The 24124-nt window shown below is 56.0% G+C and carries 20 protein-coding genes, 1 tRNA gene and 1 riboswitch; of the genes, 10 read left to right on the plus strand and 11 right to left on the minus strand.

Annotated features, from left to right (window positions below; all coding sequences use genetic code 11):
- Window positions 1–95 precede the first annotated feature (95 nt).
- The 6 genes from DD586_RS18235 to orn all read right to left on the minus strand — a co-directional run bounded on the left by DD586_RS18235 (window position 96) and on the right by orn (window position 6594).
- Window positions 96–1010: a phage tail protein gene (locus DD586_RS18235; RefSeq protein ID WP_012886296.1), complete on the minus strand. Its 915-nt coding sequence runs from the start codon at window positions 1008–1010 to the stop codon at window positions 96–98.
- Between the two features lie 282 nt (window positions 1011–1292).
- On the minus strand, window positions 1293–3416 hold the full coding sequence (locus DD586_RS18240; RefSeq protein ID WP_012886297.1) for an HlyD family efflux transporter periplasmic adaptor subunit: 2124 nt from the start codon (window positions 3414–3416) through the stop codon (window positions 1293–1295).
- Window positions 3413–4732 (minus strand): efflux RND transporter periplasmic adaptor subunit, encoded by a 1320-nt coding sequence (locus DD586_RS18245; protein ID WP_012886298.1) that lies wholly within the window; start codon window positions 4730–4732, stop codon window positions 3413–3415. The genes DD586_RS18240 and DD586_RS18245 overlap by 4 nt, the downstream gene beginning before the upstream one ends.
- Entirely contained in the window at window positions 4729–5532 is an 804-nt protein-coding gene (locus DD586_RS18250; RefSeq protein WP_012886299.1) for an efflux RND transporter periplasmic adaptor subunit, read from the minus strand. The genes DD586_RS18245 and DD586_RS18250 overlap by 4 nt, the downstream gene beginning before the upstream one ends.
- Window positions 5533–5829: 297 nt before the next feature.
- Window positions 5830–5905: transfer RNA gene (locus DD586_RS18255), tRNA-Gly, on the minus strand.
- A 146-nt stretch (window positions 5906–6051) separates the two neighbouring features.
- Window positions 6052–6594 (minus strand): oligoribonuclease, encoded by a 543-nt coding sequence (gene orn / locus DD586_RS18260; protein ID WP_012886300.1) that lies wholly within the window; start codon window positions 6592–6594, stop codon window positions 6052–6054.
- 146 nt (window positions 6595–6740) lie between these two features.
- Between orn and rsgA the strand changes: the two genes are divergently transcribed.
- The 3 genes from rsgA to mscM all read left to right on the plus strand — a co-directional run bounded on the left by rsgA (window position 6741) and on the right by mscM (window position 12139).
- Window positions 6741–7790 carry a small ribosomal subunit biogenesis GTPase RsgA gene (gene rsgA / locus DD586_RS18265; RefSeq protein WP_012886301.1) on the plus strand — a complete coding sequence of 350 codons (1050 nt, stop codon included), beginning with the start codon at window positions 6741–6743 and terminating at the stop codon, window positions 7788–7790.
- Between the two features lie 70 nt (window positions 7791–7860).
- Window positions 7861–8784 (plus strand): archaetidylserine decarboxylase, encoded by a 924-nt coding sequence (asd, locus tag DD586_RS18270; protein WP_012886302.1) that lies wholly within the window; start codon window positions 7861–7863, stop codon window positions 8782–8784.
- A 28-nt stretch (window positions 8785–8812) separates the two neighbouring features.
- A complete protein-coding gene (mscM, locus tag DD586_RS18275; protein WP_012886303.1) occupies window positions 8813–12139 on the plus strand; it encodes a miniconductance mechanosensitive channel MscM in 3327 nt (1108 codons plus the stop codon).
- A gap of 131 nt (window positions 12140–12270) precedes the next feature.
- On the opposite strand, the gene epmA is transcribed toward mscM, so the two are convergent.
- On the minus strand, window positions 12271–13248 hold the full coding sequence (epmA, locus tag DD586_RS18280) for an elongation factor P--(R)-beta-lysine ligase (protein ID WP_012886304.1): 978 nt from the start codon (window positions 13246–13248) through the stop codon (window positions 12271–12273).
- 407 nt (window positions 13249–13655) lie between these two features.
- On the opposite strand from epmA, the gene frdA reads away from it, so the two are divergent.
- From frdA to blc, 5 genes are all read left to right on the plus strand, one after another.
- Entirely contained in the window at window positions 13656–15452 is a 1797-nt protein-coding gene (gene frdA, locus DD586_RS18285; protein WP_012886305.1) for a fumarate reductase (quinol) flavoprotein subunit, read from the plus strand.
- The gene (locus DD586_RS18290; protein ID WP_012886306.1) at window positions 15445–16182 is read left to right on the plus strand and encodes a succinate dehydrogenase/fumarate reductase iron-sulfur subunit; all 738 of its coding nucleotides are present in this window, start codon (window positions 15445–15447) and stop codon (window positions 16180–16182) included. The genes frdA and DD586_RS18290 overlap by 8 nt, the downstream gene beginning before the upstream one ends.
- Before the next feature lie 12 nt (window positions 16183–16194).
- Window positions 16195–16590 (plus strand): fumarate reductase subunit FrdC, encoded by a 396-nt coding sequence (gene frdC / locus DD586_RS18295; protein ID WP_012886307.1) that lies wholly within the window; start codon window positions 16195–16197, stop codon window positions 16588–16590.
- Window positions 16591–16604: 14 nt separating this feature from the next.
- The gene (frdD, locus tag DD586_RS18300) at window positions 16605–16961 is read left to right on the plus strand and encodes a fumarate reductase subunit FrdD (protein ID WP_012886308.1); all 357 of its coding nucleotides are present in this window, start codon (window positions 16605–16607) and stop codon (window positions 16959–16961) included.
- Between the two features lie 113 nt (window positions 16962–17074).
- The gene (blc, locus tag DD586_RS18305; protein ID WP_012886309.1) at window positions 17075–17614 is read left to right on the plus strand and encodes an outer membrane lipoprotein Blc; all 540 of its coding nucleotides are present in this window, start codon (window positions 17075–17077) and stop codon (window positions 17612–17614) included.
- A 139-nt stretch (window positions 17615–17753) separates the two neighbouring features.
- Here the strand turns inward: blc and DD586_RS18310 are convergent, their stop codons facing one another.
- Together DD586_RS18310 and efp are read right to left on the minus strand one after the other, a co-directional pair.
- Complete coding sequence (locus DD586_RS18310; protein ID WP_012886310.1) at window positions 17754–18107, minus strand: DMT family protein; 354 nt, start codon at window positions 18105–18107, stop codon at window positions 17754–17756.
- A gap of 160 nt (window positions 18108–18267) precedes the next feature.
- Complete coding sequence (gene efp / locus DD586_RS18315) at window positions 18268–18834, minus strand: elongation factor P (RefSeq protein WP_012886311.1); 567 nt, start codon at window positions 18832–18834, stop codon at window positions 18268–18270.
- A gap of 39 nt (window positions 18835–18873) precedes the next feature.
- Here efp and epmB point away from each other — a divergent pair, with 39 nt between their 5' ends.
- Window positions 18874–19911 carry an EF-P beta-lysylation protein EpmB gene (epmB, locus tag DD586_RS18320; RefSeq protein WP_012886312.1) on the plus strand — a complete coding sequence of 346 codons (1038 nt, stop codon included), beginning with the start codon at window positions 18874–18876 and terminating at the stop codon, window positions 19909–19911.
- Window positions 19912–19962: 51 nt separating this feature from the next.
- Here the strand turns inward: epmB and DD586_RS18325 are convergent, their stop codons facing one another.
- Together DD586_RS18325 and pgi are read right to left on the minus strand one after the other, a co-directional pair.
- A complete protein-coding gene (locus DD586_RS18325; protein ID WP_012886313.1) occupies window positions 19963–20307 on the minus strand; it encodes a DUF4156 domain-containing protein in 345 nt (114 codons plus the stop codon).
- Between the two features lie 259 nt (window positions 20308–20566).
- Window positions 20567–22216: a glucose-6-phosphate isomerase gene (gene pgi, locus DD586_RS18335; protein WP_012886314.1), complete on the minus strand. Its 1650-nt coding sequence runs from the start codon at window positions 22214–22216 to the stop codon at window positions 20567–20569.
- A gap of 222 nt (window positions 22217–22438) precedes the next feature.
- A riboswitch (Lysine riboswitch) is annotated at window positions 22439–22636 on the plus strand.
- 117 nt (window positions 22637–22753) lie between these two features.
- Between pgi and lysC the strand changes: the two genes are divergently transcribed.
- Window positions 22754–24118, plus strand: coding sequence for a lysine-sensitive aspartokinase 3 (gene lysC / locus DD586_RS18340; protein ID WP_012886315.1), 1365 nt, complete (start codon window positions 22754–22756; stop codon window positions 24116–24118).
- Window positions 24119–24124 lie beyond the last annotated feature (6 nt).

A 24124-nucleotide genomic window follows, 5' to 3' on the forward strand; every position in this document is an offset into this window, starting at 1 on the left:
TCGATTTGTATTTTTGTATGTATTACTTTAGCAACGTGCCGCCATCTACTCAAAAGGAAAGCAGGTTACCTGCTTTCCTTGTGAAAGCCGTCACATCAAGGGCGAACCGGATAAATACCATTCACCGCAATACAGGCTGTCATCGCTAACGACGGATCACGCACCGGCAACGGTACTGGCACCTGAATGACTACCGGAGCAGGAGCCGTAGCATTCGGCCCCACCGAAACGGCAGCGGTTAACGGCAGACTGACATTGCCAGACGCTGTTCCCGACAACTGTCCGCCACTAGCCGTACCACTGACCGGGCCACTCGCGGTCCCCGTCACGCCGCCATCCGGCCCCACCTGCCGATCGTTGGTGCCAGAAGGGGCGTAGATTTGGGCAGCCGGCCCAACAACCGTGGTCAACAAGGCTTTATCGGTCAGGTTAGCGCTACGCCCGGTTGTGGTAGACGAACCAATTTTGGCGATACCGGTGACAGGAAGACTGGCTACGGCGCTGAAAGGCAGGTTGGTGATACTGCCAGAAAGCGCCAAAGAAACGGAACCGCTGGCCACAGGCGTCGTACCGGCAGTACCGTTCAACGTCAAGGTGGCGGGGTGAGTATGCGGTGGAACCTGAGGGGCAGTCAGCGTGACTGATGTAGACGCAATAACCGTTGAACCTTCCTGTCCAACTTTCTGCCCGGAACTATAAACGGGAGCAGAACCATTCAGTGGACCAGTACCTATCGCCGTCCTTCCCCGCAAATCAGGCAATGCGAAGGTATTAGGCGCGCTACCACCGTAAAGGTTGCCAATCACCGCATAGAGCGCCTGATTTTGGGATACGTTCAGCGTCCGACCATCGGCAGGTAAGTAGGACTCAGGGCAATAATTGCTCGCCATGTAGCAAACGGAACCCAAATAAGGCTCGTAAGCACAAGCATTTGCTGACGTCGGGAGCATGGCAAAACCTAATGCACCAGCAAGAACTGATTTGATAAACAAACGCTGAACTCGCTTCATTACACATCTCTCCTTAGGCAGATGGCTGCCTCACCAAATAGTGAAGCGCATCTGATAATTTTAATCATGTTGTTGTAACCCCAGAGGACGGGGCAATCAGGATGTCATGTCGTAAAACGGTGGCGTGATCAGAAAACCAACCACAATAAGAACATAGTCTAAGCAGGAGAGATTTTCCGCTGGCGGAATAAATTATTTCTTATAGCATCACATAAAAAACTATTTAATAGAATTAACCGAATAATACATTTATCACTATCGACAGGTTTTATTTTCAACGTGTCAAAATCCGCTTTCCCGGATACCCAACGCAGCAATTCGACGCCACACCGCGCCAAGAATGGATTCCGTTTCCCCTTCCAGCATCACGCTACCCCGTAACGGCTGTTGCGGCGGCGAGAACTGCCCCTCTTGTACTGCGAAACGCACACGGTACTGCGCCTGAACGGGCTGAGGGTTATGATCTCTGTCGCGACGCACAGCGATCGGGCCGTGGCGATCAGACGCCAGCATTTCCTGCTGTAACCAGGCGGTACCGGTGGGCGCAATCTCTTTCAGTTGTACGACCAGCCGGGGATACGCGGGATCGTCGGCGATAAAATAGCCTCGCATCCCCACTTTCGCGCGCTTTAGCGTATCGTCGGGTAAATACCCTTGCACTTTTCCGGCACCCTGCCCGACCACTCGCAGCAATGGCATATCCGACGTCAGCCAACGGCCTTCGGTCATATCCCGCGCCACATCTCTCACCTGGCCGGCCTGCGGCGCGGTGAGAGACAAACGCTGGCGTTGCGCATCCAGCCCCCGATAGCGGGCCAATGATTCCGCCAGTTGGCGGTCAAGCACCTGGGTTTCACTGGCGGTCTCCTGACGCCCGGCTCCCCGCTGCCGCTGCTGTTGCAGAATGGCAATTTGCTGACGCTCGATATTGATACGGTAGTCCAAATCGGACGAGGTGAGATCCAGCAGTTTTTCACCAGCCTGTACCTGCTGGCCGTCGGCGACGTACAGCGCTTTGACCTGCGCAGGAATAGGGGCATATAGCGCGCTGACGTTTTCTGCTTCCAGCACGGCAGGAATACGGATGCTGCCGCGCCAGGGAAACAGCAGCAACACCAGTACCGCCGCCACAATCAACCCTGAACGCAACAGGTTAACGGGATGAGCATTCTTACGCATGGACCACCAGATACGGGCCTCCTTCACCACCGGAAGCGCGATAAACCAGCCAATTTCCACCGACATCAACACAATACCAACCACCTTAATGAAAAAGTGGTACACCATCAGCGCAATGCCGAAAAACAGGAAAAAACGCCATACCCATGAGGCATAACCCCATATCAACAGCTTGCGCCGCATCGGCGGCGACCAGGTATGCGGTGCCGGATGACCATAACCAAACAACGCCTCGCGCAGCCGCCATCGGCACAGGGCATACGCGCGCTCCTGCAGATTTTCTACCCGCCAGAAATCGCTCAGCAAAAAGTACCCGTCAAAACGCATCAGCGGGTTGAGGTTAACCACCAGCGTCGTTATCCAGGTGGCGCTGGAAAGCATGAAGGCGGCCGTGCGCATCGGTCCATCAGGCAACAGCGCCCAGGCCAGTAACGCAACGCAGGCCAGCATCAGTTCCGCCAGAATACCGCCTGCGCTTATCAATAACCGGGCACGCTGTTCCTTCAGTTTCCAGGCATCGCTGACATCGGTATAAAACAACGGGAATAGCACGATAAACGCCACCCCCATAGTCTGCACCCGGCAACCGGCACGCTTAGCCATAAAAGCATGCCCCAGTTCGTGGATGAATTTGGCAAAGACCAGCGCGATGCCGAAAGCCGCCATCCCTTGCAGGCTGAACAGGTGAGGAAACGAATGGGTATAGCGCACCCAGTCACGGCTGACCAGAAAGCCCCCCAGCAGCAGTATTAGCGGTAACGCCACCCGCAGGAATAGCAGGCCGTAACGTTGCAGCCAGGGCCAGCAACGGTTGAGCACCGGATCCGGGCGCCATAGCGGGATGCGAAAAAACAAATACTGGTGTAGCAGGGTTTTCCACAGGCTGACACGCAATGCCGCCGCCTTGATGGCATAGCCTTGACGTTGCACTGGGTCACTGGCGGCTATCAAATCGTGATTACGCAGAAACCGCAATAACTGCTCCAGCTCGCGGCCCTGCAACGGCAGACCCGGCTCACGGTTAGCCGCCTCCAGCACCCATTGGGGATGGCGCAGCGACCAGTGCCGCAACAGACGTATCGCCGAGGGCGTCAGCGTGAAATAACGCCCGGTCACCGGGTCGGCCAGCACCCATTGCGGCGCACCGTCGAGACCGGTCGCCGACTCCACCAATTGCAAATCCGTTCTCAGCGCGGGCAAAAGTTGCCCCGTTCCACCACGGGTCATAATCCAACCGACTGACGTAAGACGGCGAGCGGCCGTCGGAACAGATACACCGCCAGCGGCACATACTCACCAGAAATTTTCGCCGTACCACGCAGCCCAATGCGCGGCGGCTCACCGGTGAAACGCGCATCCAGCCGATAAGCCAGGTTACCCGACGGGGTCGGTTCCGATTCATACGCAATACGATCCAGTAGCGCGCCATGCGGCGTTATCGGATCGCTATCAAGAAATAACGTGATCGGCGCATCCGGCTCCAGCCGAATCGCATCGCCGACATCCAGCTCAATACGCAGAGAGACCGAGGCCGGGTCGGCCAAATCCATCAGTCGTTCACCGGTGCGAACCGGTTTACCGGTCCAGCGTTCGGCATCGGCAAATACCGCGATACCGTCCCGCTCCGCCCGAATCTCGGTACGGCTCAGCAGCGCGTTGGCATAATCGCGCTCGGCACGCTTTTGTGCCACCTGCGCGGCAAGGAAATCCAGCCGGGCTTTGGAATCTGCATCCTGAAAAGCGCGTTGCGAGCTGGCTCGGTACTCCGCTTCCGCCACGTTCAACGACCTTTCAGCCACATCCGCTTGGGCTTTCAGCGTGGTATCGTCGATACGCACCAGCACATCGCCTTTTCGCACACTCTGATTCGGCTGAACGGCAAACGCCTGAATCACCCCATCCAGTGGTGCGGCCACCACACGCCCGTTGAGCGGGATCACTTCGGCTGGCGCCAGCACCGACTGTCGCACCGGAATAAGCAGACACCCCACCACAACCAGCAGCGGGATGGCCAGTTTCCAGCGCCAGCGCGTGCGCCGCCAGACCGGTTGCGGCTCCAACGCCAGCCAGGCGTGGCTGAACGCATGGGCCAGTTGTTCCAACAGCAATTGCTCTGCGGGCTGCCAGGGCTGCTCACGGGCATACCAGATGCCGCCAAACAAACGCCCTTGCCTGTCTTTCAGCGGTGCCCACAGCACTTCGGGCGCCGATAACGCCAGCCAGTCGTTACGGCTTTGATCATCTAACGCTGTCGCCTCCACCACCGCACACTGCTCGTATTGCGGTTCTCGCAGCAGTTGCGTGCAGGCGCGTTCAACAAACGCCACAAAAGGCGCATGGGGCGCAGGCTGGGTCACGCCGGTTACCGCTCGCACCGTGCCGTTGATCACCAACGCGGCATGACGAAAACCAAACAACGTCTGGCTGTCATTGACGATGCAGTACGCCAGCTCGTCGACCGTGTCAGCCGAACGCGCCTGACGTTCGATATCGAGAAAACGGGCGAAGATGCGTTCGCCGGAAACGGGGGGCGTAGTACTCACGGTTTCTCCGGGAAATGTGCCGTGCCGCTCATCCCAGCCATCAGCGCGGCGTCTTTGGTTTCAATCACCCCTGTCAGGCTGAGTGTCTGGCTGCTTTCATCAATGCGTGCGCCTAGTCGGGCAACGCGGGCTTGTAACGGCGTGCCGGTTTCATCCGGCGTAAATGTGAAGGCCAGGCCGGACTTGAGTATGGGCAACCAACGGGATGGCACCAGCAGGTTAATTTCCAGATGGCGATTGTTGACGATATCCAGCACTGGCGCCCCAGGTGCCACGCTTTCATACGCCTGCGCACGACGCCTGACCACCTGACCGTCAAACGGTGCCAGAATGCGGCAACGGTTGACCTGAATCTGGTAGACCTGACTTTCTGCCTGCGCCTGTGCCAGACGTGCGGCGGATAAAGCCACGGCGTGCCGACCCACCGATTTGAGCTCCGCCAGTTGCTGGTTCTGGCTCAGTTCTGCTTCCGCCGCCCGCATCGCCGCCTGTGATGCCGACAATTGCGCCTGATAGATGGCACAATCAAAACGCGCCAGCAGGTCGCCTTTTTTAAACGACTCCCCTTCTCTGAACGGCATCTCCACAATGCGCCCGGCCAGGTCGCTGGAAATGGTCGCCTGATCCACCGCCACCAATATTCCACGTGCCTGATTGTCCGACGATGCCGCCATCTGAGTAGGATGAGCCGGATTAATCAATAACGGGTCGTCAGCCTGCGCCTGCACATGATAAGCCAACACGCAAACCGTCATCAGTCCCAGAGCCCGACGGAAAACGGCGTGATTGAAATTGTTCACACTAACCTGCCTTGGTTGCGCAAAGATGTGTACCCATCAGAAGGCATCAAGAACAAGCCCCTGAATTTTCACCGATTAGCCATAGTTATTCTGGCAAGTATAGTAAATCAGCAGAAACGGGAATGCGATGAGAGGTAGAACCAGGTTATGAATTTGCTGAGAGGATCAACAACGACGTAATAGCCAGACGACAGAGCACAAGCAATATGATTGGCGAGCACCACACAACAGGCACAAAAAAACCACCTTTCGGTGGTCTTCTGCATCCTGTAGACAGTTATCTACATGATGATAATTTGGAGCGGGAAACGAGACTCGAACTCGCGACCCCGACCTTGGCAAGGTCGTGCTCTACCAACTGAGCTATTCCCGCAGGGGTGTGACGCAACGTAATTTTCTGTCGTTACGGGGAGCGCATTATACGAGAAACTTTCTCCCCCGCAACCCCCCTGACAAAAAATAGTGTTCAAGTGCCGACAAAATCAGCAATACGCTGAAAATCCCCGCGACAGCCAACCGTTACAACTGAATAAAGTGCTCGCGGTAGTACGCCAGCTCCGCGACCGATTCGCGGATATCGTCCAGCGCCTGATGGGTATTGCGCTTTTTAAAGCCCGTCAGAATCTCGGGTTTCCAGCGGCGTGCCAGTTCCTTGAGCGTACTCACGTCCAGATAGCGGTAGTGGAAGTAGGCTTCCAGCTCCGGCATGTAGCGGAACAGGAAACGACGATCCTGCCCGATGCTGTTGCCGCAAATCGGTGATTTGCCCGCCGGTACCCACTGTTGCAGGAAGGCAATGGTTTCCCGCTGTGCCGCGTCTTCGTCAACGCGACTGGCTTTCACTCTCTCTACCAACCCGCTGGCGGTATGGGTACGCACGTTCCAGTCATCCATCAGCGCCAGTTGACTGTCAGGCTGATGCACCGCCAGCGTCGGGCCTTCTGCCAGCACATTCAGGTTAGCGTCGGTCACCAGTGTTGCGATCTCGATGATCCGATCCCGTTCAGGATCCAGCCCCGTCATTTCCAAATCGATCCAGATCAGGTTGTTTTCATTTACCATCGTCGCGTTCCCGTGTCGCCCTTGCTATTGAAAGTTTCGCCGCCAGCAGGCTGACAGGCCCGGCGGCGGTTAATTAAAATAAAATAGCGTGTATTATAGTCGCTTCCATCGCCACCGGCGATAAGCGCCGAACCAAGAGAGACTGCGTGAGTAAAAAGAAACTGTCAAAAGGTCAGCAACGGCGGGTTAGCGCCAACCATCAGCGCCGCTTGAAGCATGCCGACAGCAAGGTCGAGTGGGATGACAACCAATTGGGCGAACCACAGGAAGGCATCATTATCAGCCGTTTCGGCATGCATGCCGATGTGGAAGCGCCGGATGGCGAACTGCACCGTTGTAATCTTCGCCGTACCATCCCCTCGCTGGTCACCGGTGACCGGGTCGTCTGGCGTGCCGGTAATGAAACGCTGGCTGGCATCAGCGGTATTGTCGAAGCGGTACACCCACGTCAGTCGGTGTTGACCCGGCCGGATTACTATGACGGTATCAAACCGATCGCCGCTAACATCGACCAGATTGTGATTGTCTCCGCCATCTTGCCGGAGTTATCGCTCAATATTATCGACCGCTATCTGGTGGCCTGTGAAACGCTGGAAGTCGAGCCGCTGATCGTGCTCAACAAAACCGACCTGCTGGATGACGAAGGTCGGGCGTTCGTAGAAGAGGTGATGGATATTTATCGCAACCTGCACTACCGGGTGCTGATGCTGTCCAGCCATACCCAACAGGGCATCGCCGAACTGGAAGCTGCGCTAACCGGCCGCGTCAGTATCTTTGCCGGGCAGTCTGGCGTCGGCAAGTCGAGCTTGCTCAATGCGTTACTCTACCCTGATAACGCCAAAATTCTGGTCAACGACGTGTCCGATGCTTCTGGGCTTGGCCAACACACCACCACCGCCGCACGGTTGTACCACTTTCCCCACGGCGGCGACGTTATCGACTCGCCGGGCGTACGCGAATTCGGCCTGTGGCATCTGGAGCCGGAGCAGGTCACTCGGGGTTTTGTCGAGTTTCGCGACTATCTGGGCAGTTGTAAATTCCGTGACTGCAAACACGATACCGACCCTGGCTGCGCTATCCGCGCCGCACTGGAGCGAGGTGAGATAGCCGCTGAGCGTTTCGATAACTACCACCGCATTCTGGAGAGCATGGCGCAGGTAAAAACGCGTAAATCCTTTTCTGCTTCGGATAACTGACATTTATTGTATCCACCGCTACAATGCGCCCCTTTTTACGGCGTATCCTTAGAAAACGACGAGGCTCACTGTGCTGGACAGAATCAAGATTGCTCTACAACATCTGCTCCCGAAGGTCTGGCTAACGCAACTGGCCGGTTGGGGGGCCAACCGTCAGGCTGGCCTGCTGACCAGACTGGTGATTGAACTGTTTGCGCGCATCTACAAGGTCAATATGCAGGAAGCGCAACAACCCAGCGCCGCATCCTACCCCACGTTCAACGACTTTTTTGTGCGCCCGCTGAAACCGGGAATTCGCCCGGTTGATCCGCTGGCGAACCGGTTAGTGTTCCCTGCCGATGGCGCTATTTCTCAGTTGGGCACCATTGACGATCTTCAGGTCTTGCAAGCCAAACAGCACAACTATTCGCTGGAAGCGCTGTTGGCCGGTAACGTTATTCTCGCTGACCTGTTTCGCGACGGCGTGTTCGTCACGACTTATCTCTCGCCGCGCGATTACCACCGTGTGCATATGCCGTGTGACGGTATTTTGCGCGACATGATCTACGTGCCGGGCGACCTGTTTTCCGTTAACCCGCTGACCGCCGCCAACGTGCCGAACCTGTTTGCCCGCAACGAGCGTGTGATCTGCCTGTTCGATACGCCATTCGGCCCCATGGTGCAGATTCTGGTGGGCGCGACCATCGTCGGCAGTATCGAAACGGTGTGGGCGGGTGTGGTTACACCGCCGCGTGAAGGCATCATCAAACGCTGGGCCTATCCGCTGGAAGGCGAAGACGCGGTTATTCTGGAAAAAGGCGACGAAATGGGCCGTTTCAAACTCGGCTCCACGGTCATTAACCTGTTCGCGAAAGGTCGTGTAGAGTTAATGCCTGGACTGGCCAGCCAGAGCGTTACCCGTATGGGTGAAGCCATGGCCGAAGCGTTGGATGAGGATGTTCGGGCGCGCATGAGCGCAGCCAACGACAGCGACACAACCGACACCACCCCCTGACCCCATCAATAACCTGAGGAGGCCAGCCGTGCGTCTGATTCTGATTTTCCTGATGGGATGCCTGTTATCAACCACGTCGCTGGCCGCCCAGTTGCCTGACGAAACGCAACTGAAACAGGATCTGCAGCAGGCCGAAACCAATAAGAATACCCCGGCGCAAGCCGATATCGTCAAAGAGCTGCAATCCGCGTTGCGGCTGCTGGATGAGCGCCGGGAGACCCGCCAACGGGCCGACCAGTACCAGCGTGCGATTGATGACTTCCCCAAGCTGACCCGCGAACTGCGCCAGCAGTCTGACGCGGAAGACGCTAAACCGGCAGCACCACCTAAAACCACCTCGGTTAACGACCTGGAACAGCAAATTGTCCAGATCAGCAGTCAGTTGCTGGAGCAAACCCGTCAGTTACAACAAGAACAGGACCACCAGCGGGAAATCAGTGACTCGCTGGCCCAGTTGCCACAGCAGCAAACCGAAGCCAACCGCGCGCTGAGCGACGTCGAACGGCGCGTACAGGCGCTGGGCAACCCCACGACACCCCTCGGTCAGGCGCAACTGGCCGCGTTACAGGCTGAAGCCGCATTGCGTAAAAGTCGGCTGGAAGAGCTGGAACTGGCGCAGCTTTCCGCCAGTAACCGTCAGGAACTCTCGCGTCTGCAAGCCGAGGTCTATAAAAAGCGGCGTGACCGGCTGGATAATCAACTCCAATTATTGCGCAGCACGCTGAACACCTTGCGCCAACGTGAGGCGGAGCAGGCATTAGAAAGAACAGAGCAACTGGCTGAGCAGGAAGGTCAGTTACCCACCGCGGTCGCCAGCCTGCTGCAAACCAACCGTGAACTGTCCATGGCACTGAATCAGCAGGCACAGCGCATGGATCAGATTGCCGCCCGCCAGCGCCAGACCGCCGCCCAAACGCTACAGGTGCGTCAGGCGCTGAGTACGCTGCGCGAACAAGCGCAATGGCTCGGCTCCTCACCCGCGCTGGGGGAAACGTTGCGCGCTCAGGTCGCCAGACTGCCGGAAATGCCCAAACCCCAGCAACTGGATGGCGACATGGCGCAGTTGCGCGCCCAGCGCCTGCATTATGAAGATCAGCTCAACAAGCTGTCGGCAAGCGGTGATCCCACCCGGCAGGATAACGGTACCCCGTTGACTGCCGCTCAGCAAAAGATCGTCAACGATCAGCAACGCACCCAGCGCGATCTGCTCACATCGCTGATTTCCGGTTGTGACACGCAGATTCTGGAGCTGACCAAGTTGAAGGTCGCCAGCAACCAGCTGGAAGACGCCCTGATTGAGATCCGCGATGCGGCACACCGCTACCTGTTCTGGGTGGCAGATGTCGACCCGATTGGTTTTGCCTACCCACTGAATCTGTTACGCGATCTGTCTCGCCTGCTATCGCTCGATACCCTCACCCAACTCAGCGGTGCCATGCTGATGATGGTCACCAGTCAGGGAACCCTGTTGCCGCTGCTGGGCGCATTACTGCTGGTCGGGCTTAGCATCAGCTCGCGTCGTCATTACCACGCCTTTCTGGACCGTGCCAGTAGCCGGGTCGGTAAGGTGACGCTCGATTACTTCATGCTGACGCTGCGTACCGTGTTCTGGTCGGTGATGGTAGCGATGCCGCTGCCGGTACTGTGGGCAGCACTCGGCTACGGGTTACAAAACGCCTGGCCTTACCCAGCCGCCGTCGCTATCGGCGACAGTGTGACCGCCACCGTGCCGCTGATGTGGGTGGTGATGATTGGTGCCGCATTTTCTCACCGTCAGGGATTGTTCATCGTGCATTTCGGCTGGTCGCCGAAGCAGGTGGCGCGTGCCATGCGCTACTACCGTCTTTCTATTGGCTTTATCGTGCCGCTGGTGATGGCGTTGATCACCTTCGATAACCTCAACGATCGGGCGTTTTCCAGTACGCTGGGGCGGCTGTGCTTTATCCTGCTGTGCATGGCGCTCAGTCTGGTGACCACCAGCCTAAAACGCGCCGGGATCCCGTTGTATCTGGATAAAGAAGGATCCGGTGAAAACCCGTTAAACCGTGCGATGTGGAATCTGATGATCTGCATTCCGTTGATTGCCGCGCTGGCATCCTGCCTGGGCTATCTCACCACATCGCAGGCATTGCTCGCACGACTGGAAACCTCGGTCGCTATCTGGTTCTTCCTGCTGGTGATTTATCACATCATCCGCCGTTGGATGCTGATACAACGCCGCCGTATCGCTTTTGACCGCGCCAGACAACGCCGGGCGGACATGCTGGCGCAACGCGCCCGGGGCGAAGAAGACAATACGGCGCTGTCGTCACACGAAGCCAGTGGTGACGTGGTGGAAGAACCGGTGGTGGATCTGGATGCTATCAGCGCGCGCTCACTGAAACTGGTGCGGTCTATCCTGACATTGGTCGCGCTGGTATCGGTCATCGCGCTGTGGTCGGAAATCCATTCCGCTTTTGCTTTTATGGAGAATATCAGCCTGTGGGACGTCACCAGCACGGTGAAAGGTGTAGAAAGCGTACAACCGATTACGCTGGGCTCGGTACTGATAGCACTGCTGGTGTTTATTATCACCGCCCAGTTGGTGCGAAATCTGCCCGCTTTGCTGGAACTGGCGGTATTGCAGCATATTGAACTGTCGCCCGGTACCGGCTACGCCATTATTACCATCAGCAAATACCTGATGATGCTGGTTGGCGGGCTGACAGGATTCTCACTGATCGGTATCGAGTGGTCAAAATTGCAGTGGCTGGTGGCGGCACTCGGTGTAGGGCTAGGGTTTGGTTTACAAGAGATCTTCGCCAACTTTATTTCCGGGTTGATCATTTTGTTCGAAAAGCCGATCCGCATTGGCGATACCGTGACCATTCGCGATCTGACTGGCAGTGTGATGCGCATTAATACCCGTGCTACCACGATCTCCGACTGGGATCGCAAAGAGATCATCGTGCCGAACAAAGCCTTTATCACCGAACAGTTCATCAACTGGTCGTTATCTGACTCGGTCACCCGTGTGGTTCTGACCATTCCCGCTCCCGCCGATGCCAGTACGCAGGACGTCACCACACTACTGCTGGATGCGGTGAAACGCTGTTCGCTGGTGCTGGATAACCCGCCACCGGAAGTATTTTTGGTCGACCTGCGTCAGGGCATCCAAATTTTTGAACTGCGTATTTTCGCCGCCGAGATGGGTCACCGTATGCCGTTGCGCCACGAACTGCACCAGCTGATTCTGGAAAGCTACCGCGAACACAATCTGGTGATGCCGTTCCCACCGTTCCAGGTGCGGATGGACTCAGTACAAGTTGCCGGGCGCAACGCCGCCACGTCAACCCGCACTGCTGGTGGGTTATGACGCATGGGTTGTAATCACACGTAAGTTTTCATGATGTTTAAACTGTCATTACGCTGAATAAAAAAACCACGGCAAGTAATAGCTTCCGTGGTTTTCTGTCAACCCGAGTCATTAAGAATGAAAAAACGGCCTCAGGCGCGATCCACCGTAAATGCCATCACCTCGCCGATAGACTCGGCATTGAGCGCCAGCATCACCAGACGATCCACGCCCAGCGCCACGCCGGAACACGGCGGGATACCCGCGGCCAACGCCGCCAGCAGGTTTTCGTCAATCGGTTGTACCGGTAAACCACGCGCGGCACGCTTGCGGTTATCCTGCTCGAAGCGTTGACGCTGCTCTTTACTGTCCGTCAGTTCGCAAAAACCGTTGGCCAGCTCGATACCTTTGTAATACACCTCAAACCGCTCCGCCACGCGGTGATCCTCGGTGCTAATTTCCGCCAGCGCGGCCTGCGTGGCCGGGAAATGGTAAACAAACGCCGGTTTATCACGACCGATCTGCGGCTCGACACCAAATGCGAACAGCAACTGCAACAGGGTATCGCGATCTTCTTCCCGGTTCGCCACATCACCGACACCGATTTTCTCCGCCGCTTCACGCAGCTGTGCTTTATCGGCCGACAACGGGTCTACTTCAAGATGACGCTGGAACGCCTGCTGATAAGACAGCATTTCGGCGCTGTCGCACTCCAGCACCTGTTGCAGCAGGTCATCCATTTCATTCATCAGGCGATACATATCGTAGTGGGGGCGATACCACTCCAGCATGGTGAATTCTGGATTGTGGTAACGGCCGGACTCTTCGTTGCGAAAGCTGCGACACAATTGGTAAATCGGTCCACTCCCCGCCGCCAGCAAGCGCTTCATGTGGTATTCCGGACTGGTCATCAGATACAACGCCATACCATCAGCAGCACCGGGGCCGACAAAGTGGGTCTGGAACGGGAACAGATGCACATCCGTCACCGTCGCCTGGCTCATGGCCGGTGTTTCCACCTCCAGCACGCCACGGTCTGAGAAGAAACGCCGGATTTCTTTCATTATCGACGCCCGCTTCAACAGATTGGCGACAGGGGCACTGGGTTGCCAACTGGCCGTTTCGCTCATGATTTCCACTCCACACTCAAACTGGAGATGCAGTCTACCCGTATCCCCACAACCAGACAAATTTATCCAGCGGAAGACTTTCTTCAATTTGATTTGTCGAGATTATTAAAGAAATAAAAGTGATATTTATGAATAAATCACATTTCCCGTCACGTTTTCCGGAATATGTCCGTGCGGATATTAAAAAACAGCAAAATACTGGATCACATCAAATTTCAGACATCTTCAAATCGCTATAATCATTCCCATACAAAAAAAGAGTGATTGAATCTCTCTTTGTAGGTAGATCAGATATTTTTTCACTCGATTTACTATCTTGAAATTAAAACGGAAAATAAGTGACGACGTTGGATTGCATATTATTTTCTTAATTTAATTTATTTAACTTAAGTAACTGGAGGCATGCAGTGCAAACCTTTAATGCCGATTTGGCCATTATCGGGGCCGGGGGAGCAGGTTTACGGGCCGCGATTGCTGCGGCGCAAGCAAATCCCCAACTCAAGATTGCGCTGATTTCCAAAGTCTACCCGATGCGTAGCCACACTGTGGCGGCAGAAGGTGGTTCGGCGGCGGTCACACAGGATCATGATAGCTTCGACTTCCATTTCCACGACACCGTGGCAGGGGGAGACTGGTTATGTGAACAGGACGTGGTGGACCACTTCGTGCAGAATTGTCCGCGCGAAATGACCCAGCTTGAGCAGTGGGGTTGCCCGTGGAGCCGTAAACCGGATGGCTCGGTTAACGTACGTCGTTTCGGCGGGATGAAGATCGAACGGACCTGGTTTGCGGCGGATAAAACCGGTTTCCATATGCTGCACACCTTGTTCCAGACCTCTCTGAAATACCCACAAATTCAGCGTTTCGACGAGCATTTCGTTCTGGACATCCTGGTGGATGACGGACATGCCCGTGGGGTCGTTGCCATCAATATGATGGAAGGGTCGCTGATTCAGATTCGTGCCAACGCCATCGTGATGGCAACAGGCGGCGCGGGTCGCGTCTATCGCTACAACACCAACGGCGGCATCGTCACCGGTGACGGCATGGGCATGGCGTTCCGCCACGGCGTCCCATTGCGTGACATGGAATTCGTTCAGTACCACCCGACCGGTCTGCCGGGTTCCGGTATTCTGATGACCGAAGGCTGCCGCGGTGAAGGCGGTATCATGGTCAACAAAGACGGCTACCGCTATCTGCAAGACTACGGCCTCGGGCCGGAAACGCCGCTGGGCGAGCCGAAAAACAAATACATGGAACTGGGGCCGCGCGATAAAGTATCGCAAGCCTTCTGGCACGAATGGCGCGCCGGACGCACCGTGTCGACCCCGCTGGGCGATGTGGTCTACCTCGACCTGCGTCATCTGGGCGAGAAGAAACTGAAAGAACGTCTGCCGTTTATTTGCGAACTGGCAAAAGCCTACGTCGGCGTCGACCCGGTCAAAGAGCCGATTCCGATTCGTCCGACTGCGCACTACACCATGGGCGGTATCGAAACCGATCAGCAGTGTGAAACCCGCATTCAGGGCTTGTTCGCCGTTGGCGAATGTTCGTCCGTTGGTTTGCACGGCGCCAACCGCCTTGGCTCCAACTCACTGGCAGAACTGGTGGTGTTCGGCCGCGTAGCCGGTGAAAAAGCCGTAGAACGTTCACAGTCAGCCGCACCGGCCAACGCCAGCGCACTGGATGCTCAGGCGAAAGACGTGGAACAGCGCCTGCACGCGTTGCTCAAGCAGGAAGGTACCGAAAGCTGGTCTAAAATCCGCGACGAAATGGGTATGTCGATGGAAGAAGGCTGCGGTATTTACCGTACCACCGAGTTGATGCAGAAAACCGTCGACAAGATGGCCGAGCTGAAAGAACGCTTCAAACGCGTGAAAATCACCGACCGTTCCAGCGTGTTCAACACCGATCTGCTCTACACCATCGAACTGGGCCACAGCCTGGACGTCGCCGAGTGTATGGCGCATTCCGCCATCAACCGCAAAGAATCACGTGGCGCACACCAGCGTCTGGATGAAGGCTGCACCGAGCGTGATGACGTCAATTTCCTGAAGCACACGCTGGCGTTCTACAACCCGGAAGGCGGACCACGTCTGGAATACAGCGATGTGAAAATCACCAAGCTGCCGCCGGCAAAACGCGTTTACGGTGCCGAAGCAGAAGCTCAGGAGAAAAACAAGAAGGAGCAAGCGAATGGCTGATATGAAAACCCTGAAAATGGAAGTCATGCGCTATAACCCAGAGCAGGATAACGCCCCGCACTTCGATACCTACGACGTGCCGTATACCCGCGAAACCTCGCTGCTGGATGCGCTCGGCTACATCAAGGACAACCTGGCACCGGACCTGTCTTACCGCTGGTCCTGCCGTATGGCGATTTGCGGTTCTTGCGGCATGATGGTCAATAACGTGCCGAAACTGGCCTGTAAAACCTTCCTGCGTGACTATGCCAGCAGCGGCATGAAGGTTGAAGCGCTGGGCAACTTCCCGATCGAACGCGATCTGGTGGTGGATATGACCCACTTCATCGAAAGTCTGGAAGCTATCAAGCCTTATATCATCGGCAACAACCGCACACCGGATCAGGGCCCGAACACACAGACACCGGCACAGATGGCGAAATACCATCAGTTCTCCGGTTGCATCAACTGTGGGCTGTGTTACGCCGCCTGTCCGCAGTTCGGCCTGAATCCGGAGTTCATCGGTCCTGCCGCGATTACGCTGGCCCACCGTTACAATCTGGACAATCGCGACCACGGTAAGAAAGAGCGTATGCCGCAACTGAACAGCGACAACGGCGTCTGGTCCTGTACCTTCGTCGGTTACTGCTCTGAAGTGTGTCCGAAGCACGTCGATCCGGCGGCCGCTATCCAGCAAAGCAAAGTGGAAAGCGCCAAAGACTTCATGATCGCCATGCTGAGACCACAATAAGGGAGGCAACAAATGATCACCAAACGTAAAGCGTATGTCCGTGGCATGACGCCCACCTGGTGGCAGAAGCTCGGTTTCTACCGTTTCTATATGCTGCGCGAAGGTACTGCGGTGCCTGCGGTCTGGTTCAGCATCGTCCTGCTGCATGGCGTGTTTTCGCTCAAAGCCGGTCCGGAAGGCTGGAGCCAGTTTATCGGCTTCCTGCAAAACCCGCTGGTGCTGCTGCTCAATATCATCGCCCTGCTGGCGGCGGTATTGCACACCAAGACCTGGTTTGATCTGGCACCGAAGGCCTCCATCATCATCGTGAAAGATGAAAAAATGGGGCCTGAGCCGGTCGTTAAAGGACTGTGGGCGGCCACTGTGGTCATCACGCTGGCGGTGCTGGCCATCGCCTTGCTGTTCTGAACAGGAGGAATCTCGTGAGTAATCAACAACCCAAACGTTCCGACGAACCACCGTTCTGGGGCCTGTTCGGCGCTGGCGGCATGTGGAGCGCGATGTTCGCGCCGGTTATCATCCTGCTTATCGGGATTTTGTTGCCGCTTGGCCTGTTCCCACAGGCGCTGACCTACGATCGTATCGCCGCGTTCAGCCACAGCCTGATTGGCCGTGCATTCCTGCTGCTGATGATTGTACTGCCGCTGTGGTGCGGCCTGCACCGTATCCACCACGCCATGCATGACCTGAAGATTCATGTTCCGGCCGGTAAATGGGTGTTCTACGGTCTGGCGGCAATCCTCTCCGTCGTCACCATCATTGGTGTGGCAACGCTGTAACACCGACTTATCGTTATGCGTCACGGCCCGCACTATGCGGGCCTTTTTTATTGCATCTTTGCATTCCACTTCCTACCTTTAACCCCAAGATAAACCAACACAGGAAGCCGCAAATGAAAAGTTGGCGCGTATTGCTGACCTCATTGATCACCTTATTCACGACAGCCTGCAGCACCACACCGCCGCAGGGCGTTCAGGTCGTGGATAATTTCGAACCTGCTCGCTATATGGGAACCTGGTATGAAATCGCCCGACTGGACAACCGTTTCGAGCGTGGTCTGGAGCAGGTTACCGCGACTTACAGCCCACGGGACGATGGCGGCATCACCGTGGTGAACCGTGGCTTCGACCCGGTGAAACGAGTCTGGCGCGAAAGTATTGGCAAGGGTTACTTCACCGGCTCATCACAACGCGCTGCGCTGAAAGTGTCTTTCTTCGGGCCATTCTATGGCGGCTACAATGTGATAGCACTGGACAGTGACTACCGTTATGCACTGGTTTGCGGGCCAAATCGTGAATACCTGTGGATTCTCTCCCGGACACCCGACCTTCATCCCCTTGTGAAGCAGGCGCTGCTGGCGAGCGCGCAACGTAATGGCTTTCAGACGGATAAATTAATTTGGGTAAACACGAAAGCCAGTACGGGGAAATAATCAGCAGGAACCAACGGAAAAAGGAAATAAATAAAACATCGTTTTGATATTATTATTTCCGGTCATGCTAACGCCGCTTATCGGCGTATTTTCAGCCGGTTGTTATACCGGCTGTTTTATCGAATAACGTGAAGGCCGATCAGCCCATAATTTTGTCACGGAACATAAAGAATACCGCGCCCAACAGGCACAGCCCGGCCCAAATATAGTCGGTACGGAAGGGTTCTTTGAGGATCACTATCGAGAAAGGAATAAACACCGACAAACTGATCACTTCCTGCAGGATTTTCAGTTGCCCGGCTGAGGCGACCTGATAGCCAATACGGTTCGCCGGCACCTGCAACAGATATTCAAACAGCGCAATCCCCCAACTGACCAGCGCGGCCACCATCCAGGTCCGGCCACTGAAATAGCGAAGGTGCCCGTACCAGGCAAAGGTCATAAATACATTGCTGAGGGTCAGCATGAATACCGTGATAATAAGTGGGGACATAGCTCTGCTCTCTCCTTAACCAAGACGCGGCATTATTACGTTAGCCGGGATAAAATACCATCAGGGAACGTTCTGGTTGTGTGAAAGAGTTTTTCAGGCGGGAATCAGAATAATGGCAACGCGTAAACCGCCCGATGGACAGTTTACGCGCCAGGAAGGCTTACTTCACGCGGGAAACGTATTCGCCAGAACGAGTGTCAACCTTGATGACTTCGCCGATCTGTACGAACAACGGTACTTTCACCACAGCGCCGGTAGACAGCGTTGCCGGTTTACCACCTGTACCTGCGGTATCCCCTTTCAGGCCCGGATCGGTATCGGTGATTTCAGCTTCGATAAAGTTCGGCGGCTGAACGGCGATCGGACGACCATCCCACAGGGTAACGATACATTCAGCGTTGTCCTGCAACCACTTGGCGGAATCCCCCACGGTTTTCGCGTCAACCTGATGCTGTTCAAAGGTTTCAGGGTGCATGAAATGGAAGAACTCCCCGTCGTTATACAGGTAGTTCATGTTGGTATCCATTACGTCAGCGCCTTCTGCCGAGTCAGTAGACTTGAAGGTTTTCTCAACGCGGGAGCCCGTCAACAGACGACGCATTTTGACACGAGCAAAAGCCTGGCCTTTACCCGGCTTCACAAACTCACTGGATTCGATAGCATACGGCTCGCCCTCGAACATGATTTTAAGACCGGAACGGAAATCGTTGCTAAAATAAGTCGCCATAATGGCCCTCTACATTGATACTGGTACTTAGCCAAAAAAATGGCACACATTGTAACCCTAAATATACCCTCCCGAGAAGATTGGTTGCAGCAACTCGCCGACGTTATTACCGATCCCGATGAATTGCTGAGACTTCTGGCACTGGATAAACATCCGCAACTGACCGCCGGACGCGAAGCTCGCTCGCTATTTCCGTTACGAGTACCGCGTGCCTTTGCCGCTCGCATGCGGCCCGGTGACGCCCGCGACCCACTGTTGCTACAGGTGCTGACCGCAAAAGACGAGTTTATTACCGCGCCGGGCTTTAGCCAGGACCCACTGGACGAACAGCAGAGTGTGGTTCCGGGATTGCTGCATAAATACCACAACCGTGCCCTGTTGCTGGTGAAAGGCGGATGCGCGGTCAACTGTCGATATTGTTTCCGCCGCCATTTCCCTTATCAGGATAATCAGGGTAATAAAGCTAACTGGCGTCAGGCGCTGGATTATATCCGCCAGCACCCGCAGTTGGACGAAATCATCTTCTCCGGCGGCGACCCGTTGATGGCTAAGGATCACGAGCTGGACTGGTTGCTAACCGAACTGGAACAGATTCCGCATCTCAAGCGCTTACGCATCCATACCCGCCTGCCGGTGGTGATCCCCGCACGTATCACGGCGGAGCTTTGCCAGCGGCTGGCGCAATCTCCGCTGCAGGTGGTGCTGGTCACCCACATCAACCACGCCAATGAAATCAACGCGGAACTCACCGACAGCATGGCGCGTCTGCGTCGTGCCGGGGTGACATTGCTCAACCAGAGTGTCTTGCTACGTGGCATTAACGATCGTGTTGACACGCTGGTGGCACTCAGCAATGCCTTATTTGATGCAGGTATTCTGCCCTACTACCTGCATGTGCTGGATAAGGTTCAAGGTGCCGCGCACTTTCTGGTACCGGACGATGAAGCTCGTACGTTGGTTCGGGGGCTGATGACGCAAGTTTCGGGCTATTTGGTGCCGAACCTGACGCGGGAAATCGGCGGTGAGGCCAGCAAAACACTGCTGGATATTGGTATGCGCCAGGAAAATCAGGGCTGAAGCGCTGTCAGCGCCACGGGTATTTGCCCATGGCGCTGACGGTCTTGAATATCAAGGGCACTTATAAACCTGGCCTTGCATTTTGCTGTCCAGCGGCGCGAAGCTGGACAGGAACGTCTGACTCGGCGTGCTCACGCCATAAATCACGTTACCGCCCATGGCCGCCGCTTTATTGCGCAGATCGTTCGCCGCACCACGCATGGAGCTGCCTTCATTACCACTGCCCGACAGCCAGTTAGACTGCGTGCCAGTAACGCTACCCAATAACTGGCATTGTGCTGCCGGTTTAGTGTCAGTAAAACGCACCGCCTGACCGGCAGCACTGAGATCGTTATTCGTACTGCACCCTGCTAATAGCGTGATGGCAGCCAATCCCATCAGTATTCGAGTCCGCATGCTTCTCTCCGTGATGATCGATACACTGGCCGAAGCCGGGCTAGCCCGACCCGACAACCGAAAACTTATGCCGAAACAATCCCATGTTACCACCATCAGCATGGCAGTCATTGTTCATGGCGCAACTATTTCTGTCACCATGACGGCGATCACGTCCCCTACAAACCAACAGGCCCCGGAATCGGGGCCTGTTTTATGACTCATCGTCATGACGTGACAGCTATGGCGCAGCGCTCAATACGCCGCTGCACCGCGGTCATTACGCACGCCACTGTTTGAAGCGGTTGATAAGCCCGTTGGTGGAGCTGTCGTGACTGCCAACCACCGCGTCATCCTGCAGTTCAGGCAGGATACGGTTAGCCAGCTGTTTGCCCAACTCCACACCCCACTGATCGAAGGTGAAGATGTTCAGAATAGCGCCCTGCGTGAAGATCTTGTGCTCGTAAAGCGCGATCAACGCCCCCAGGCTGTACGGTGTGATTTCCCGCAACAGGATGGAGTTGGTTGGGCGGTTGCCTTCGAACACCTTGAACGGGGCCACATGCGCCACATCAGCGGCGGATTTGCCCGCTGCGGCAAACTCAGCTTCCACCACCTCGCGGGATTTGCCGAACGCCAGCGCCTCAGTCTGCGCGAAGAAGTTCGACAACAGCTTGTTGTGGTGGTCGCTCAGCGGGTTGTGGGTCGTCGCCGGTGCAATGAAATCACACGGCACCAGCTTGGTACCCTGATGGATTAACTGATAGAACGCATGCTGGCCATTGGTACCCGGCTCACCCCAAATGATCGGGCCAGTCTGGTAATCCACGGCATTGCCGTTGCGGTCAACGTACTTACCGTTGGATTCCATGTTGCCTTGTTGGAAGTAAGCCGCGAAACGATGCATGTACTGATCGTACGGCAGAATCGCTTCAGTTTCCGCGCCAAAAAAGTTGTTATACCAGATGCCGATCAACGCCAGCAGTACTGGCAGGTTTTTCTCAGCCGGGGTAGTAGCGAAATGCTGGTCCATGGCATGTGCGCCACTCAGCAATTGTTCGAAGTTATCGAAGCCGACGGACAGGACAATCGACAGACCAATGGCGGACCACAGCGAGTAGCGACCACCGACCCAGTCCCAGAACTCAAACATGTTGTCGGTATCGATGCCGAATTCGCCAACCGCTTTCGCGTTGGTAGACAGCGCGGCAAAGTGCTTGGCGACATGTTTTTCATCACCAGCAGCCTTGAGGAACCAGTCACGCGCGCTGTGGGCGTTGGTCATGGTTTCCTGGGTGGTAAAGGTCTTGGAGGCCACCAGGAACAGGGTGGTTTCCGGGTTGACGCGTTTGAGCACTTCAGCAATGTGGGTGCCGTCAACGTTGGAAACAAAATGCATGGTCAGGTGATTTTTGTAGGGGCGCAGCGCCTCCGTCACCATGTACGGCCCCAGGTCGGACCCACCGATGCCGATGTTCACCACATCGGTAATCGCCTTACCGGTATACCCTTTCCATTCCCCGCCAATGACACGCTCGCTGAACTGCTTCATCTTTTGTAGCACGGCGTTCACTTCCGGCATCACATCTTTGCCATCAACCACGATCGGCGTGTTACTGCGGTTGCGCAACGCGACATGCAACACGGCACGATCTTCAGTACGGTTGATCTTCTCGCCGGAGAACATGGATTTAATGGCCGTGGACAGATCGGTTTCACGCGCCAGCGCCTGCAGTTTTTCCAACGTTTCAGCGGTGATGCGGTTTTTGGAATAATCCACCAGCATCAAATCGCCGAATGTGGCGGAAAAATGCGAGAAACGATCAGGATCCTGGGCGAAAAGATCGCTAATCTGAACCTCTTTCATTGCGGCAAAATGCTGCTGCAATGCCTGCCAGGCGGCAGTCTGCGTCGGGTTGATATTTTTCATCACACTACTCTTTGGTTTGAGAACAAGTCGGTTTGAGAACAAATCGGTTTGAGCATAAATCGGTCGACAGGCGGGAAACCCCACCCGCTTTTTCCCGATTGTATCCCTTAACGCCGTGCTGGGAAGCCCTTTTCTTGCGAAATGCCCCGCCCCCATCCAATGTTGATTGACAGCCGACGCGTTACCCGCTATTTGTAAAAGACTACTTGCGCACGTGTTGCGCAAGCCAGAAGAGGAGCGCCGCCCAGGCAAGGTATCGGAGGAACCGTATCCGATGACGATACCAGAGGGGGAGCAGCGCCGAGACGGACGTAACCTACGGTGTTTACGCTGTCGACTGCAGGGGCTGAATCCCCTGGGTTGTCACCCGCATCGCTTCGCAACGCGAAACGATCAGCAAGGTGGAGCGCTTCTGGGTGTGCCGTAGCCAGTTCCTACGCCTGCCCCCTGCTTACCGCTCTTCCCTTGTGCCAAGGCTTAACGATGGAATGCTGTTGTCGATAACGACGATGACGCCCCTGACACGAGGTTTTTTGAATGTCTGTTAATACGAATAACTCACTGATTATCGCCAAATTCGGCGGCACCAGCGTCGCAGATTTCGACGCCATGAACCGCAGCGCCGACATCGTGCTGTCTGACGCTCAGGTACGCGTGGTGGTGCTGTCTGCCTCTGCTGGCGTCACCAACCTGCTGGTCGCGCTGGCTGATGGTTTGCCGCCGGAGGAACGTGCGGCGCAACTGGAAAAACTACGCCAGATCCAATACGCCATTATCAACCGTCTCAACCAGCCTGCCGTTATCCGCGAAGAAATTGAGCGTATGCTGGAAAACGTAGCCCGCCTGTCGGAAGCGGCGTCGCTGGCTACCTCCAACGCCCTGACCGACGAGCTGGTCAGCCATGGCGAACTGATGTCCACCCTGCTGTTTGTGGAAATCCTGCGTGAGCGTAACGTCGCCGCCGAATGGTTCGACGTGCGTAAAATCATGCGCACCAATGACCGCTTCGGCCGCGCCGAGCCAGACTGCGACACGCTCGGCGAGTTGACTCGCAGCCAGTTGGCACCGCGTCTGGCACAAGGTCTGATCATTACCCAGGGCTTTATCGGCAGCGAAGCCAAAGGCCGCACCACCACACTGGGCCGCGGTGGCAGCGATTACACCGCCGCCTTGCTGGGCGAAGCGTTAAACGTTAGCCGCATCGATATCTGGACTGACGTACCCGGTATCTATACTACCGACCCGCGCGTGGTGCCATCTGCCCACCGCATCGACCAGATTACCTTTGAAGAAGCCGCCGAAATGGCGACCTTCGGTGCCAAAGTGCTGCACCCGGCGACGCTGTTGCCCGCCGTGCGCAGCGATATTCCGGTCTTTGTCGGCTCCAGCAAAGACCCGGCGGCTGGCGGCACGCTGGTGTGCAACAACACAGAAAACCCGCCGCTGTTCCGCGCGCTGGCGTTACGCCGCAAGCAGACGTTACTGACCCTGCACAGCCTCAACATGCTGCACGCACGCGGCTTTCTGGCGGAAGTGTTCAGCATTCTGGCTCGCCACAACATCTCGGTAGATTTGATCACCACGTCTGAGGTTAATGTCGCGCTGACGCTGGATACAACCGGCTCAACCTCTACTGGCGACAGTCTGCTGTCCAGCGCTCTTTTGACTGAACTCTCCTCGCTGTGTCGGGTGGAAGTGGAAGAGAACATGTCGCTGGTAGCGCTGATCGGCAACAAGCTGTCGCAGGCCTGCGGTGTCGGCAAAGAAGTGTTCGGGGTACTGGAGCCGTTCAACATTCGCCTTATCTGTTATGGCGCCAGCAGCCATAACCTGTGCTTCCTGGTGCCGTCCAGCGATGCCGAGCAGGTGGTACAGACGCTGCACCACAACCTGTTCGAATAAGCCTTC

Origin of the sequence: Dickeya parazeae Ech586 (genome assembly GCF_000025065.1) — a bacterium.
Taxonomy (GTDB): domain Bacteria; phylum Pseudomonadota; class Gammaproteobacteria; order Enterobacterales; family Enterobacteriaceae; genus Dickeya; species Dickeya zeae.